The 14743-nt window shown below is 71.3% G+C and carries 13 protein-coding genes; 1 reads left to right on the top strand and 12 read right to left on the bottom strand.

What is annotated here, in order from left to right:
* Positions 1–26 precede the first annotated feature (26 nt).
* The 9 genes from AB0N66_RS11365 to AB0N66_RS11325 all read right to left on the bottom strand — a co-directional run bounded on the left by AB0N66_RS11365 (position 27) and on the right by AB0N66_RS11325 (position 7905).
* A complete protein-coding gene (locus AB0N66_RS11365; protein ID WP_365431542.1) occupies positions 27–1172 on the bottom strand; it encodes an amidohydrolase family protein in 1146 nt (381 codons plus the stop codon).
* On the bottom strand, positions 1169–2056 hold the full coding sequence (locus AB0N66_RS11360; RefSeq protein WP_365431539.1) for an NAD(P)-dependent oxidoreductase: 888 nt from the start codon (positions 2054–2056) through the stop codon (positions 1169–1171). Before AB0N66_RS11360 ends, AB0N66_RS11365 begins: the two co-directional genes overlap by 4 nt.
* Complete coding sequence (locus AB0N66_RS11355; protein ID WP_365431536.1) at positions 2053–2784, bottom strand: SchA/CurD-like domain-containing protein; 732 nt, start codon at positions 2782–2784, stop codon at positions 2053–2055. The genes AB0N66_RS11360 and AB0N66_RS11355 overlap by 4 nt, the downstream gene beginning before the upstream one ends.
* On the bottom strand, positions 2781–4001 hold the full coding sequence (locus tag AB0N66_RS11350) for an FAD-dependent monooxygenase (protein ID WP_365431533.1): 1221 nt from the start codon (positions 3999–4001) through the stop codon (positions 2781–2783). Before AB0N66_RS11350 ends, AB0N66_RS11355 begins: the two co-directional genes overlap by 4 nt.
* Positions 3998–4351, bottom strand: coding sequence for an antibiotic biosynthesis monooxygenase family protein (locus tag AB0N66_RS11345; RefSeq protein WP_365431530.1), 354 nt, complete (start codon positions 4349–4351; stop codon positions 3998–4000). The genes AB0N66_RS11350 and AB0N66_RS11345 overlap by 4 nt, the downstream gene beginning before the upstream one ends.
* Complete coding sequence (locus tag AB0N66_RS11340) at positions 4348–5463, bottom strand: Gfo/Idh/MocA family oxidoreductase (RefSeq protein WP_365431527.1); 1116 nt, start codon at positions 5461–5463, stop codon at positions 4348–4350. Before AB0N66_RS11340 ends, AB0N66_RS11345 begins: the two co-directional genes overlap by 4 nt.
* Before the next feature lie 41 nt (positions 5464–5504).
* Complete coding sequence (locus AB0N66_RS11335; protein ID WP_365431524.1) at positions 5505–6161, bottom strand: flavodoxin family protein; 657 nt, start codon at positions 6159–6161, stop codon at positions 5505–5507.
* 243 nt (positions 6162–6404) lie between these two features.
* Positions 6405–7193 (bottom strand): SDR family NAD(P)-dependent oxidoreductase, encoded by a 789-nt coding sequence (locus AB0N66_RS11330; protein WP_365431521.1) that lies wholly within the window; start codon positions 7191–7193, stop codon positions 6405–6407.
* A 46-nt stretch (positions 7194–7239) separates the two neighbouring features.
* Positions 7240–7905 (bottom strand): NAD(P)H-dependent oxidoreductase, encoded by a 666-nt coding sequence (locus AB0N66_RS11325; protein ID WP_365431518.1) that lies wholly within the window; start codon positions 7903–7905, stop codon positions 7240–7242.
* 98 nt (positions 7906–8003) lie between these two features.
* Between AB0N66_RS11325 and AB0N66_RS11320 the strand changes: the two genes are divergently transcribed.
* Positions 8004–8537, top strand: a complete 534-nt coding sequence (locus tag AB0N66_RS11320; RefSeq protein WP_365431515.1) for a MarR family winged helix-turn-helix transcriptional regulator — start codon at positions 8004–8006, stop codon at positions 8535–8537.
* A 40-nt stretch (positions 8538–8577) separates the two neighbouring features.
* Here the strand turns inward: AB0N66_RS11320 and AB0N66_RS11315 are convergent, their stop codons facing one another.
* The 3 genes from AB0N66_RS11315 to AB0N66_RS11305 all read right to left on the bottom strand — a co-directional run bounded on the left by AB0N66_RS11315 (position 8578) and on the right by AB0N66_RS11305 (position 14068).
* The gene (locus tag AB0N66_RS11315; protein WP_365431512.1) at positions 8578–11361 is read right to left on the bottom strand and encodes a LuxR C-terminal-related transcriptional regulator; all 2784 of its coding nucleotides are present in this window, start codon (positions 11359–11361) and stop codon (positions 8578–8580) included.
* Between the two features lie 78 nt (positions 11362–11439).
* A complete protein-coding gene (locus tag AB0N66_RS11310; RefSeq protein WP_365431509.1) occupies positions 11440–12963 on the bottom strand; it encodes an FAD-binding oxidoreductase in 1524 nt (507 codons plus the stop codon).
* Positions 12964–13033: 70 nt separating this feature from the next.
* Positions 13034–14068, bottom strand: coding sequence for a methyltransferase (locus AB0N66_RS11305; protein ID WP_365431506.1), 1035 nt, complete (start codon positions 14066–14068; stop codon positions 13034–13036).
* Positions 14069–14743 lie beyond the last annotated feature (675 nt).

Genomic DNA, 14743 nt, shown 5'->3' with positions numbered 1-14743 from the left:
GTCCGGAAGATGGTGGTGTGCGGTGGTTACGCGCCGGCCGGGACCGGGCTCGGCAGTCCGGCTCCGAACAGCGTGCGAGCGTTGTCCTCGCGCACGGCCTGGCGCTGCGCCTCGGAGATGCCCAGGCGCTCGACCAGCTGAAGCCCTCCCTCGACCGACGCACCGGGCAGGGGCGGCGAGTCGGTGCCGTACAGCACTTTGTCCGGGCCGAAGACCCGCAGGGCCAGCTCCACGGCGGCGGCGGAGGGGGTCGCGGTGTCCACCCAGATGCGGTTCAGATAGCTGCTGGGCGGGTGCGGGAGACGGTGGGCGGCGGGCCCGAGCCGGGCGCCGCGGCCGGGACCGGAGCCGGAGCCGGAGCCGGGCCCGAATCCATTGCCGAGCTCCGGGCCAAGAGCATCGTCGGAACCAGCGCCGGAACGCGGACCGCCGCCGGAGCCGAGGCCCGGGCCGGAGTCGGAGCCGAGGCCTGAATCCGGCGCGGCGCCGGCGGGCCTTTCCCGCTGCCAGTGCTCCGGCGACCAGGCGCGGTCGAGCTTTTCCACGAGCAGGGCGAGGGCGCCGCCCGCGCCCTGGGCAACGAGCCGGAGGCCGGGGTGGCGCTCCAACCAGCCACCGAGGACGCAGCAGGCGAGGCCGATGGTGACGTCGGCGAACCGGCCGAGTTGTTCCAGCGCCATCAGGTCCGCGAGGCCGCTGCCGGCGGCGGGGGCGGCGGGGGCGTGCAGGAGGACGGGCGCCTCGGTCTCGGCCGCGAGGGCGAAGAAGTCGGCGGCGTCGGGGTGGTCGAGGTAGCGGCCCGCCACGCTGGTGTTGGCGATGAGCCCGACGAACTCGTCCTGGCCGAGCCGGGCGCGGGCGGCCTCGAGGTGGGCCTCGCCGCCGAACGGGTTGACGTAGACGTACGCGCGCAGATGGCGCGGGTACCGGGCGACCAGCTCGCCGAGCCAGTCGTGGAAGCGGGCCAGTTCCTCTTCCGACTGCGCGTAGTTGTCCATGCCCGGGACGGGAACCATGGCGCCCGCGCCGACGGGGCTGCCGATGATCGTGAGGTCGACGCCGGCGGCGAGCTTGGTCTCGATCATCGCCTCGGCGTCCCCGAGCGAGCGCGGCATGGGAAACCTGCGCAGCGACTCCGGCGGGCTGAGATGGCCGTGCACGTCGATGGTCACGGCCGCGCTCCCTTCCCGTGCGGCGCCGCGACGGTGCGCGAGACGGCGGCGCAGTCCAGGTCGCCGTCGCCCCGGCGTACGGACTCCTCGTGGGTGGCCAGGGCGGTCTGGACGAGGGGCAGGCTGAGGCCGGTCCGGTCGGCCTCGGCCACGGCGAGGCCCAGGTCCTTGGCCATGAGCCGGAGCCGGAAGTCGGGGTCCTCGTACCGCTCGGCGGCGAGCCGCCGGGCCTTGAAGCCCATGACCGGGGTAGCGAATCCGCTGACGGTGATGGCGTCGAGGACGGCCCGGCGGTCGAGCCCGACGGACTCCCCGAGGGCGGTGGCCTCGGCCATGGCTTGCACCTGAATGCCCATCAGGGTGTTCATGAGCAGCTTGAGCCGCATGCCGTCACCGGGGCCGCCGATGTGCACCACCTGCTTGGCGATGAGGTTGAGGACGGGCTGTGCCCGGGCCAGGTCCTTGTCCGTTCCGCCGACGTAGACCCGCAGTTCGCCGTTCTTCGCGTGGTCGCCGTTGCCAAGCAGTCCCAGATCGAGGACCTGGGGCGTGCGCTCGCGCAGGACGCTCAGGAGGCCCGGTGAGATGGTGCTCGCGGAGGCAAGGACGCCGTCGAGCGGGCCATCGGCGAGGACGCCGTCCGGGCCGAGCAGCGCCTGTTCGGTGGCCGCGCCGTCCGCGAGGGAGACGAGGACGACATCGGCGTGCCGGGCCGCCAGAGCGGGCGTCGGCGCCACGTTCGCCCCGAGTTCGGCGAGCGCCTCGGCGGGCTCGGGGGAACGGTTCCAGACGGTCGGGGTGATGCCCTGGCCGAGGAGGCGGCGGGCGATGCCGCCGCCCATTACGCCCAGGCCGACGACCGCAACAGTGGTGGTGCCGCTCATGACGGCGCTCCGATCCGGCGGTCCGTGAGCATGCGCACGGAGATCCGCTCCAGGAAGGCCCGGAAGCCGTCGGTGTCATGGAGGTTCTCGTCGGCCGCGACCAGCGCGGCCAGCTTGTCGGCGCTGCCAGAGCGGACTGCCGCCGTGGCGATCCGGTCGAGGGCCTCGCTCGTGTCGCCGTGCACCTCGGCCAGGCGGAGGACCACGTCACCGCGCCGGAAGATCGTGGTATGGGCGAGGGTGGTCGGGGTGTCCGGGCGCAGGACCCGGGTGCCGGCGAGGAGTTCGGCGAGTTCACCGCCGCTTCCCGGCCGGGCCGGGTAGAGCAGCGCGACCCGGTTTCCCCGGTGTTCGGCCGGGCTCTCGGGCAGCAGGTGCTCGGCGGTGGCCCGGTCGTGGACGACCGGGAGGAGCGCACGGTGCAGGAAGGCGCGGATGCCGTCGCCGCTGGACAGGTCCCGGGGCTCCTGGAGGTGCAGGTCGAGTGCTTCCTCCACCGCCCTGATCTGGGGCTGCTCCGCGAGGTGCGCCATGACTTCGCCGAGCCTGCCGTCGACGTCGATCACCCGGATCACCCGGTTCCCGGCGAGGAACACCGAGGTACGGCGCAGCAGCGGGGGGCCACCGGGCCTGCGGCCCGCGGCGGGGCGGCCGTAACCGGACAGGATGCGGGCGACCTCGGGTTCGCTGCCCGGTGTCACGGTGAAGGTGAGTGCATAACGGTTCATCGGGCGCTCCTGGAGGCAGCGGTGGATGCCGGGCCGAGGCCTTGGCGGCTGAGCCATTCGGCCTCGGAGACGGCTTGGAGACGGCGGTCCCGAAGGGCGACCTGCTCCGGATCCCGTTCGTGGTGCAGCCGCCCGAGGTGCCAGGCGGCCTGTGCGGCACCGGTGGCCACCGGGAAGCGCTGCTCCTCGAAGTGGTGCAGGCGCCCGGCCAGACCGTGGTGGTCGTAGAGGTCGGCACCACGCAGTACGTCCGCGACCGCGATGGCGTCCAGCAGCGCCTGCCCGCCGCCCTGGCCGGTGGTGGGCACCATGGGGTGGGCCGCGTCGCCAATGAGCAGCGTGCGTACGGTGGACCAGCCGGCGAGGGGCGGACGGTCGAGGATCGGGGTCCGGACGACCTTCGCGGGTGCGGTCGCCTCGATCAGTGCGACGGCCTGCGGTGGTGCCTTGCGGAAGGCGTCAGCCAAGGCGGCGTGATCCTTCGGCGTGTGTGCGGAGGCGCCTGTCCAGGGGGTGAGTCCGGCCGTCTCCCGCTCCTCGTCCGCGAGGGTCGCGACCCAGTACGTCCGTCCGCCGGGCAGCGGCCAGGATCCGAACGTGGCTCCCGAGCCGAGTATCTGACGTGCCGTCAGAGAACTGTGGTCTTCGGCCGCCTTGTCACTGACGGCCCGCCAGGCGGTGAAGCCGGCCGGACGCGGTGGGGTGTCGCCGTGCATCTGTCGGCGGACGGCCGAGTGCAGTCCGTCTGCGCCGATGAGCAGATGACCGCGTTCGAGGGTGCCGTCGGACAGCAGGAGTTCGACGCCGGCGGCGGTCTCGCGGTACCCGGCGACGGTGGATCCGAGGCGTAGTTCCCCGTCGGACAGGGCCGCGTGGAGGGTCTGATGGAGGCGGGCGCGCGGCAGGGTGATGCTGGGTGCGCCGAACGCCGCGGAGACCTTGGTCTGCGGCCAGCCGCCGATGCGTTCGCCGTTCCAGTTCAGCAGCTCCCAGCGGTGCACCTCGGCGCCGCTCTCGATCACCGGACCGTCGAGCCCGAGGGCGCGCAGGGCCAGTACGGCCGCCGGGTTCAGGCCCAGAGCGGAGCCGACGGCGCCGAAGCCGTCGTCCGCCCGCTCATGGACGGTCACCTCGAATCCGGCACCGCGCAGGGCGATGGCGGTGGCGAGGCCCGCGATGCCGGCGCCGGCGATGAGGACACGTCCCCGGGCGGTCATCGGGACCCTGCCTTCTGGGCCTTCTGACGCGTTTCCCGCCGTACGGCGAAGCGCAGGGAGCGGCGCGAGGTGGTCTCCGCGACGAGCGGCATCGCCAGTTCGCGGTGTCCCTCGCCCGACTCCCAGGTGAGGAAGTCCTCGGCGTTGCGCCACTCGCTCGTGATCACCCATTCACGGGGGTCGGTGAGCGACTGGCACACCTGGTCCGTCACGTGGCCCGGGACGTCGGCCACATCGGCGCAGATCCGGTCGTAGGCGGCGAGGAAACGATCCTGCGCCTCCTCCTCGACCGTCAGGAAGAACATCACCCGCAGGTGGTCGCTCGGGACCGTGGGGGCTTGCTCGCTCACACTTCCTCCCAGCATCGGGTCGTATGGCTGCGCTTCACGGCGTCGACGATGCGCGCCACGTGCCAGCCGTCTTCGAGAGTCGGATGGTCCTGGGGAGTTCCGGTGCGGACGGAGGCGAGGAAGGCCGTGGCGAGCCACTCCCACCGCCGCAGGCCCACCTCGTGGCGGGTGTTGGCCCCGGAGCCGGACATGCCCTCGACCGTGAGGGGCTCCGCGGACCCGCCGGTTGCCCGGAAGGTCAGTCCGTCCGTGCCACCCCAGGTCAGGGCGCCCTCGTCGCCGATGACGGTCACTTCTTCCTCGGCGGGTCCGGTGAGGTGGGTGGACTCCCACAGCCGCACCCGTACTCCGGTGTCCAGCTCGGCCAGGACGTCGTAGCCGACGTCTGCGGTGACCTCGGCCTGCGCCGCCGCTTCGTGGTCGCGTCCGTGGTTGTCCCGGGCCCAGGCGAAGGAGTCGAGGGTGTTGTGGAACTCGGGGCCGACCGGTGCGGTGCGTACGTCGTGGGAGAGCCGCCCGCACAGGGAGGTGAACTCGGCGTCGAGCAGCCAGCGCAGCCGGTCGATGACGTGGGTGCCGTGCTGCATGAGCCCGCCGCCGCCCGCCGACTCGTCGTAGATCCAGTTCATGGCCATCCGGGGCGCGCCGAGGGCGCAGGTGCTGTGGACCTCGCGCACCCGGCCCACGCGCCCGCCGCGGACGAGGTCCCGCATCCGGGACAGTCCGGGGTCGCCGCGCCAGATGAAGCCGGTGGCGTGCTGGACGCCTTTCTTCGTGGCGGCGGTGAGCATGTCCTGCACCTCGTCGGCCGTCATGGCGACCGGCTTGTCGCACAGCACGTGGCAGCCGGCCTCCACGGCCTGGAGGACCTGTTCGTGGTGGGCGGGCGGCGGCGAGGCGATCGACACCACGTCGGGGCGGGCCTCGCTCAGGAGTTCGCCGAGGGTGTCGGCGACCACGGGCACCTCGTACCGGGCGGCGAGTTCCTCGGCCCGGCTCCGGGTGCGGCTGAAGACACCGACCAGTTCGGCGCCCGCGCGCCGGAAGCCTTCCAGGTGCAGTCCGCCGGCCCAGCCCGCGCCGACCACCGCCACTCGTGTTCTCGCGTTCATCGGAGCCTCTCGCCTTGGTGATGGGGATGGGAGCTCTGGAGTCACGCGCGCCGGGAGTCCACGACGGCGAGGGTTCCTACGGGGCGCACGGGCAGATCGGCCGACCAGAGGTCCCGTACGGCGTGCAGGCCGACGGGGCCGTGCTGGCGGGCCATCCGGACGATCCGGCCGCCGACGAAACGCGCCGCCTCGATCTGGTCGGCCGTCAGCGCGCCCGAGTCCGGCGCCGTCACGGACAGGCCGTAGGGATTGCCGCCGACCCTGCGCAGCACCGGGTGCGTGTATCCGGTGGGCACGATCAGCGAGCCCCAGTGGAACATCGTGTGGTACAGCGCGAGCAGTGCGGCCTCCTGGCCCCCGTTGGGCAGCGAGGCACTGGTGAAGCCGGTGACGGGCTTGTCCGCCAGCCGGCCGTGCAGCGCCAGCGGGCTCGTGGTGTCCAGGAACGCCTTGAGCGGTGCTGCCACGTTGCCGAACCAGGTGGGCGTGCCAATCAGCAGTCCGTCGGCCCAGTCGAGGTCGTCGAGCGTCGGCTCGACGGGCCGGCCGGCTCCCGGTGCGGGGTTCTCGCCGGGCGCGCCCAGGGCTCGTACGCGGACGTCCGCGTTCTGCGCCGTGGCCCCTTCCGCCAGGTGCTCGGCAACCTGGGAGATCACCCCGCTGGAGCTGAAGTAGACGATGGCGATTCGGGGTTGCATGAGCCGCTGCCCTTCCTCTCCCCTGTGTGGGCGGCTCCGCGCCGCCCTTCCTCAGCCATCGTCCGGGGCGGGACCCCACGAGGGCGTCAGAGCAGTACCGTGACAATCTCCGTCACCCCGTGCCGCGCGACAGGTCACGGAGTGCAGCCGAGGGCGACGCGGGCTGTCCGGGCACGAAAAAACGGGGTTCCGTCCGACGATGTCGGACGGAACCCCGGTCAGGGTCGAGAGGGTGCTACGGCATCAGGGGCCGATGTGGGGGGCCCGGGCGGCGGACGAGCCGTCGCGGACCACCTCGCCCGTGAGGTTGCCGTTGGCTCCCGAGCCGAGGAACAGGACGAGCTTGGCGACGTCGTCCGCGTCGGACAGGCGGCGGGTGGGCGTGCCGGCCGCCAGCTTGTCGGTGATGAACTTGGGGATGGGCGCACGGCTGTCGGTCAGGGTGAGGCCGGGGGCCACCACGTTGACGAGGATGCCGTCCCGGCCGGCCTCCCAGGCGAGGCTGCGGGCGAGGCCGTAGAGCCCGGACTTGGCCGTTCCGTACGGACCGGGGCCCGGCAGGCCCTCCTCCGCGACGCTGGAGGAGATCAGCACGATCCGGCCCCAGCCGCGCGAGCGCATGCTCGGCAGGACCGCGCGGACCTGGGCGGCGGCGCCGATCAGGTTGGCACTGATCATGGCCTGCCACTCGTCCAGCGGCACGTCCTCGAAGCGGATGCTCGGGTCGGGCGGACCGTCACCGCCCCAGCGCACGGCGTTGGCGACGAGCACGTCGATGCTGCCCCAGCGTTCGACGACGGTGTTCACGGCCTCCTCGACGGTGCGCAGGTCCTCCAGATCGAGCCGGACCACGAGGGCCTGCCCGCCGGCGGCCTCCACCTCAGAGGCCACCTTCTCGGCCTTCTCCGGGCTGTCGCGGTAGGTGATGGCGACGCGGGCGCCCTCCTGGCCGAAGGCCCGGGCGGTCGCGGCGCCGATGCCCTTGGAAGCGCCGGTGACCAGGACCACACGGTCCTTGAGTGCGGTATCCATCGTGCGGGGTGTCCTCTCTTCGTACGGGAGTGCGGGCTGGGACGGCTCAGGCCGCGGGGGTCTCGACCGGCACCCGGGTGGCCAGGGCCTCGACCGCGTCCAGCGCAGCGGTCCGGGACTCCTCGTGGGCGTCCCGGAACTGCGCCAGGAACGGCATGACCGGGGCGTGCGTGAGCTCTGTGTGCACGAACTCCACGTCCTCAAGCCCGAGCGCGGAGAAGTAGGCGCGCAGGTACGGCTCCTGGAAGTCCATGGGCTCCCGGGGCGTGCCGGGGCCGTAGGCGCCGCCGCGGGCGCTGAGGATCACCGCGGACTTCCCCGCGAGCGGCAGCCACGGCAGGGTCACCCGGTCCATCCAGGTCTTGAGCGAGCCGGGGACGCTGAAGTTGTACATGGGCGTTCCGATGAGCAGGACTTCGGCCGCGAGGAGCTGCTCGATGAGGGGGCGGGTCGCCGCCCAGGCCCCGGCCAACTCGGGCGCGGCGGCCACTTCGTCCATCGCCGCTAAGTCCCGCACCCCGTTCACGGAGGACTGGGTGGCCAACCGGACCCGGGCCTCGTCGATGGGCGCGACCGGCTCCGCCACCAGGTCCCGGTATGTGTAGGAGGCTTCCGGATGGGCGGCCTTCCAGTGTTTGACGAAGACCGCGCCGAGCTCCCGTGAGAACGAGTCACTCCGGGCGCTGGCGTCCAGATGCAGCAGATGCGCCACAGCATTCCCTTCCAGGCAAGATGATCTGAAGTCGAAACCAGACTAGGCCAAGATAATCTCAAGTCAAGACGATTTTGGTCCTTTGCTATTCTGCTGGCATGTCCCTCACCACTCCCGCCGACGACCGGGCGTCAGCCTCGGCGACGCCGATCGCGGGCAGCCGGCTCCACGGCGATCTCCACTGGGTGTTCGCCCGGCTCAAGCAGGGGCTCGCCGCCGCGGAGGTCTCGGTCGTGCGCAAGCACGGCATGACCCTGTGGGGCTACACGGTTCTGATGGCCATCGTCGAGGCGCCCATAAGGAGTCAGCTCGCCCTCGCCCAGGCCGTCTCGGTGGACAAGAGCAAACTCGTGCTGGTCCTCGACGAGCTGGAGGCGGCCGGTCTGGTCCGCCGCCGGCCCGACCCCGCCGACCGCAGGGCCCGTATCGTCGAAGCGACCGAGGATGGCCGCCGTACCCTCGACGCCGCCCGCGAAGATGTCGAGGCGATCGAGAACCGTCTGCTGGACGACCTGGACGCGCCGGCTCAACAGGCCCTGCGATCTGTGCTCCGGCAGCTCGTCGGCGCGCCGGTCGTGCGGATCGAGGACGGGCACCAGGCCGACAATGCCTGCGTCCCGCCCCGGACCTGACGGCCCGCGGCGGAGGGCGCGACCGAACGGCTCTCCCCGCTCATGCCTGGAGCACCCGGCCGAGTTCGGAGCGGCCCTGGATACCGAGCTTGCGGTAGGCGCGTGTCAGATGGGTCTCGACGGTCCGCCGGGTCACGAACAGCTCGCGCGCGATCGATCCGTTGGTCCGGCCGACGGCGGCCAGCAGCGCCACCCGGTACTCGCTCGCGGTGAGCGACTTGGCGCCAAAATGCTCGCAGCGCCGGGGCAGACCGCCGGCGGCCAGCAGCTCGGCGTGCACCCGCGCGGCCAGCCGTACGGCCCCGAGCTGCTGGGCGAGCGCCAGTGCCTGCCGAAGCGTCTCGCGGGCCGCGCGCCGGTTGTTCCGGCGCCGCTGGACGATACCGAGGCCGGCCTCGGCGTACGCCGTCTCCAGGCGGGCCGACCCGGACCGCAGCACCTCCACGGCCTCGGTCAGGGCGGCCAGCCCCTCCGCGTCGCCCAGGATCAGGCCCTTGGCCCGCAGGGCGACACCGATCGCACGCGGGGTGCCCCACAGGCGCGCCGCGTGTAGTTCGTCCTCCACCAGGCGGAGCGCGCCCGCGACATCCCCCAGCTGGTTCCGCATGAACGCGGCCTCGGACCGCCAGCGCGAGATGGCGGGGTTGGCCGTTCCCCAGCTGTCCATGCGGCGGCCGGCCTCCGTGAGGTCCGCCAGCGCGCCCTCGGTGTCGCCGCGGGCACCCTTCAGCCGCCCGCGCGCCGCGAGCACCATGGTGTGCGGCCAGAGTTCGGGAAGGGCCCCGGCGCAGCCACGGGCCATCAGGAGGGCGACGGCCTCGTCCGTGCGGTCGAGTTCGGTGAGCACGTTCAGCAGCGGCGCGAGCACCAGGGACTGGACCGGATCGGTGGCCTCCTGCCCGCCGAGCAGCTCCAGCGCCTGCCGGGCGTCGCGTTCCGCTCCTTCCAGCCGCCCGGCCTCCAGCTGCGAGGTGGCCCGCAGGGCCAGCGCGATCACGGTGGTGGGCAGGCTGCCCATCCCCGGCTGCCCGGTCAGTACCGCGTCGCACCACCGGTCGACCGGTTCCAGTTCGTCGGCCCACAGGAAAGTGAAGACCGTGTACGGCATCAGAGGGGACTCTTGGCCGTTGTGCGCGAGTTCCCGGTCGAGGGCACGGACCACCGTCTGCGCGGACGTCCGCCCTTCCATCGCTGCCTGAAGTGCCTCCAGGGACACCTTGTGCAGCGTGTTGCCGGAGCCGTCGTCGGAGAGCTTCGCGAGCAGGTCGGCGATCTGCGCCGCCCCGGAGGAGCCCAGCAGGGCGGCCATCGCCTCCGCGATGTCGATGTGCCGGAGCAGAGTGTCCCGCGACCGTGAGGGAGGTATCGCGGTGAGGCCGGCGCGGCAGTCCTCCAGGGCCTCGGCCGCCTCCTCGGTCCGATGGGTGCGCAGGAGTACCTGCGCGTAGGCGAGGACGGTGCTCACCCTGCTCTGCGCCGACTGCGCCGTGCCCAGGCGGGCCCGCAGCCTGGGCAGCAGGCCCTGCGGATTCGTGACCAGCTCGACACAGTCCAGTTCCGCCTGTGCCTCGTCGCGCGCGTCCTGTAAGAGCGGTTCCTCGAGCGCGCGCTGGAGCAGCGCATGAGCCTCGGCCGGCCTGCGCTCGCCCACGGCCGCCGTGGCCGCGGCCCGCAGCGCCTCGACGGCCCAGCCCGTGCCGACCGGTCCGGTCCGCATCAGATGCCCGGCCACCTCGGTCGGTGGGGCGTTCCGCCGGTGCAGGGCCTCGGACACGCGGCGGTGCACCCGGTCCGGCGCGACGGCCTCCGGCAGCCGCCGCAGGGCGTTGCCCACCACGGGGTGGACATAGGTGGGCAGGGCAAGGTCGGTCAGCAGGCCCATGCCGACCAGGACGGCCAGCCCGTTGGCACCCTCCCGCTCCGGTATGCCCGCGGCCTCGGCGATGAGGGCGCCCTCTGTTTCTCCTTCCAGGAGAGCAATCGTTTCGGCGACACGCGGCACACCGGCGGGCAGATGCGCGAGCCGGGTCCGCACCGTGGTGCCGACGAGCCGTTCGAGGCTGCCCGCGGACAGACCGGCACCCACCGGTTCGTGATGGGGGCCGCCGGACGTCCTCAGTATCGCGTTCAGGAACATCGGGTTGCCCGCGGTCAGCCCGTGCATCTCCTCGACGACGGAGCTGGGCGTCGGGCCGAGAAGACCGTCGACGAGCTCCCCCGTGCCCGCGGCGGTCAGCGGGGCAGGCCGCAGCACGGTCCACTCGCCGGCCTCCTGCAGCGCCGCCAGCATGGGCGGCGTGGTCACCGGCTCGCCGAGCCTGAGGGTCCCCACGATCGCGACCGGCCAGTCCTTCAGACGCCGGGCCACATAGGCGAGGACGTGCAGGGAGGACGCGTCACAGAAGTTCAGGTCGTCGACGGCCAGGATGACCGGGGTCTGCTCGGCGAGGCGGCGGATGGCCCAGAGCATGCCGTTCAGGACATGGACGTCGCTCGCTCCCTCGGCCGAGTCCATCACCTCGAGCAGCTCGCCGGCGATCCGCGCGGACTCGGTGGGCCCGGCCGCCAGGGTGGAGAGGTGCGGTTCGAGGAGCTGGTGCATCACTCCGTAGGAGAAGTCGGCCTCCAGAGTGCTGCAGCGCGCGGTGCACATGGCCAACTGACGTGCTCTGGCCATCTGTTCGAGTTCGAGCAGCAGGGCCGTACGGCCGATGCCGCATCCTCCCTCGATCATCAGCAGATCGCCGATCCCCTGGCACAGGGTGTCGACTGTGCGGTTGAGAACGAGTAACTCCGACCAGCGTTCTACCAAGATATGGTGCACAACTCCCCCGGACGCTAAGTTCTCTCTCTCCTCGACCCGGCAGGTGACCGGCCCTGCGGGCCGGTCACCTTTCGGAGGTCAGGTGATGCTCTGGGTGAACCGGAAATAATTGCTCGGGTCGTAGTGTCTCTTCACGGTCCGCAACCGCGTCAGGTTCTCCTTGTAGTAGGCATCGGCCCAGTCGGGCAGCACACGGTCCAGGTAGTTGACGTAACTCTCGCCGTTGGAATACGGGTTGACCGTGTCGAAGACATGGCCGGCCCAGTTGCGCGCGATGGTCTGGTCGGCCGCGGGCGGCGTGCCCGTGGGCAGCCCGGTGGCGATGCTCATGACGATCTCGGAGTCGCGGTGCACATAGGCGGTGTCGGTGCGGGCGAGGTCGTTCGCCCGGCCGCCGAGCACGATGGTGCGGATGAACCGGGAGTGGCCGGCGACCCGGTCGGCGTCGAAGGCGGTCAGCAGCGCGTCGACGCCCGAGGCGGGGATGGCTTCGCTGAAGAGGCGGCTGCGGTCGAAGGACCAGCCGAAGCGGTTGATCTGGCCCTCTCCGGTCGTGCCCTGGAGGTGGCACTGGGGCACCGTCAGGTTGGCGCAGTTGTACCAGGCCAGCATTCCGGCGGTGTAGGTGCCGTCGTCCACGGTGCGCGTCGACGGGGCGTGTCCGACCTCGCCGACCAGGGTGTCGAGAAGCGGCGGCAGTTCGGCCGGGTCGCCCATCCAGACACCGGACACGCCCACGAAGGGTGTGGTGCCGGGCGCGGCGTCGAAGAGCGCGAGGACGGGGCCCGAACTGAGTTTGCGCGGGGACGCGATGGCCCACTGCTGCCAGGCCGTCAGCATGTCTGCGGCCTGCTCCCAGGTCCAGGTGAGGCTGAAGCGCGAGAGGGTCGGCACCGGGGTCGCTGCCATGCGGTAGGACGTGACGACGCCGAAGTTGCCGCCGCCACCGCCACGCAGGGCCCAGAAGAGGTCGGCGTTCTGCGTCTCAGAGGCGGTGACGACGGTGCCGTCGGCCAGTACCACGCAGGCGGACTGGAGCGTGTCGGAGGCCATGCCGAGGTGCCGTGTCTGCCAGCCGAGTCCGCCGCCCTGGATGAAGCCGCCCGCGCCCACGGTCGGGAAGAGACCGCCGGGCAGTGCCAGACCGGTCCCGGACAGACTGCTGATCGTGTCGATCTGGAGCGCTCCGCCGCCCATGGTGACCGTGTTCCCGTCGGCCGTGACGCCGTTGAGCCGGGACACGTCGATGACCAGCCCTGTGGTCAAGGAGAAGCCCATGAAGCTGTGCCCGCCGCTGCGCGGTGTCGCCGGGATCCCGTTGGCCCGGGCGAACTTCAGACAGGCGCTCACGTCGGCGGCGGACTGGCAGTAGGCGACGGCCGCGGGCCGCAGGGTGTCGTACTCGGTCCACGAGATCTGCTTCGCCGTGGCGTACGCCGTGTCGGCGGGCAGGACGAGGGTGCCGTTCAGGTGCTTCTGCAGCAGCGCCCAGTTGGGCCCGGCCACCGCATGGGCGAGGACCGCCGGCAACGCGGTCGTCGCGGTCGCTGCGGCCAGTGTCGCCGTCGCTCCCGCACGGATGAACGCTCTTCGGGAAACCATGTGCAAGTGCCTCTTCTCCATTGGGACCAGCAGGAAGGCGGGTCTGGTACGGCGGGTGGGCGGGGCCCGGTCAGTGCCGTACGGCCTCGACGAGGGCGTGTACGAGGGTGTCGCCGGCGTTCTCGGCCTGGACCGCGCGCGTCATACGGAAGCCTGCTTCGTCGAGCAGCAGGCGCCAGTCCCGCTCGGTGCGCTCCTTGCCGCCGAGGATGACCATCATGAAGAGGTCGGCGAGCATGCTGGGGTGCAGTCCGCCGCCGTCGGGGACGACGCTGTCGATGACGATGAGCCTGGCGTGCGGCGGCATCGCCTCGTGCACCCGCCGGAGGATCTTCAGGCAGTCCTCGTCGCTCCAGTTGTGCAGCACCCGGGAGAGCACATAGGCGTCGGCGCCGGGCACGACCGAGTCGAAGAAGCTGCCGCTGACGACCTCGACACGGTCCTGGACACCGTGTTCCGCGAGGTGGGCGGGGGCTTCGGCGGTGACGGCCGCGAGGTCCTGGACGACGCCGGTCATCCCGGGGTTCAGCTCCAGGACGGCGGCGATCAGGGTGCCGACGCCACCGCCCACGTCGACGAGGCGCTTGATGCCGGTGAAGTCGTAGCGCTTGAGGGCGGCGATGGCCGGGGCCAGGGAGGTGACACCCATGGCGCGGTTGAACAGCTCGTTCTCCGCCGGGTTGGCTTCGAGGAAGTCGTAGTAGGCGGCGCCGTGCACCTTGTCGAAGGCCGGCTCGCCGGTGCGGACCGTGTGCATCACCTCGGTCCAGGCGCGGAAGCAGGCGCCGCTCTGCAGCATGACTCCGTAGCGGAAACCGCCGGGAGCGTCGCTGCGGAGCATGCCGCCCGCCTCGGTGAGAGAGAAGCCGCGGTCGGGGTGGGCCTGGAGCACGCCCATGGAGGCGAGGACGCGGCAGAACCGGTAGAGGACCTCCTCGTTCGCCTCGGTGGCGGCGGCGAGTTCCGCGACAGGAATCGGTTCCGGACCCAGGTGGTCGGCGATTCCGAGTTCGGCGGCGACATAGAAGGTCTGTCCGATCCAGGGACCCCCCATGTGGTAGAGCTGCATGAGATCCGGACTCTGGGTCGGCGTTGAGGCAGGCACAGTATTCCTCCTTGAGCAATGCTTTCGGGCAGGAAACTCCGTGTTCTGGCATGGCTTCATGGGGCAGGGATATCGCGACGCGAAAAGAATCCCCGGAATTCGGCAGTCCGAACTAGCCGAGACGGATCTACGCACACCGGGATTGACGAGCCGATCTCATGGCCCGATTCTTCCAGCCACCGGACGTGATCTCGTAAGGGAATTTGACATCAGGCCGCCGAGGAGTGTGCGGCAAATCCGGTGTTCGGCAGCTCAACTGCCCCGGCAAATGTCGGGAACGTCCGCCCACTCCGGACAGGAAAAGCGGGACCGGCCTCTCGGCGCTTTCGGCGTCCCGTACCTCGCCCCGCGTCGCAGCATGAATGGACAGCGCTGAAGATCTCTACGCGCAGCACCACAAACCCCCGTAAGTGAAACCACAAAACTATTTTGCCAATCAATTGCCGAATGGAGGGCAACCAGGCTGGCGAGCCGGAGCCCGGCCAAGTAGACCTTCCCCACGCACCCTCATCGGCAAAACCAGTGAAACACCACGAGAGTTTCGATGACAGGCCCTGCACTTGCTTTCGGCCAGAATTGGCCGAAACGGTGAACTCCCTGCGGCGCACCCGACCGCAGGGATAGAGAACGACGGCCCCCGGATCAGGTGCACGACACCCCGGCAGCGGCACCCAT

Source organism: Streptomyces sp. NPDC093544 (assembly GCF_040683495.1).
Classification (GTDB): domain Bacteria; phylum Actinomycetota; class Actinomycetes; order Streptomycetales; family Streptomycetaceae; genus Streptomyces.
This window is presented reverse-complemented; position numbering and strand designations above follow the sequence as displayed.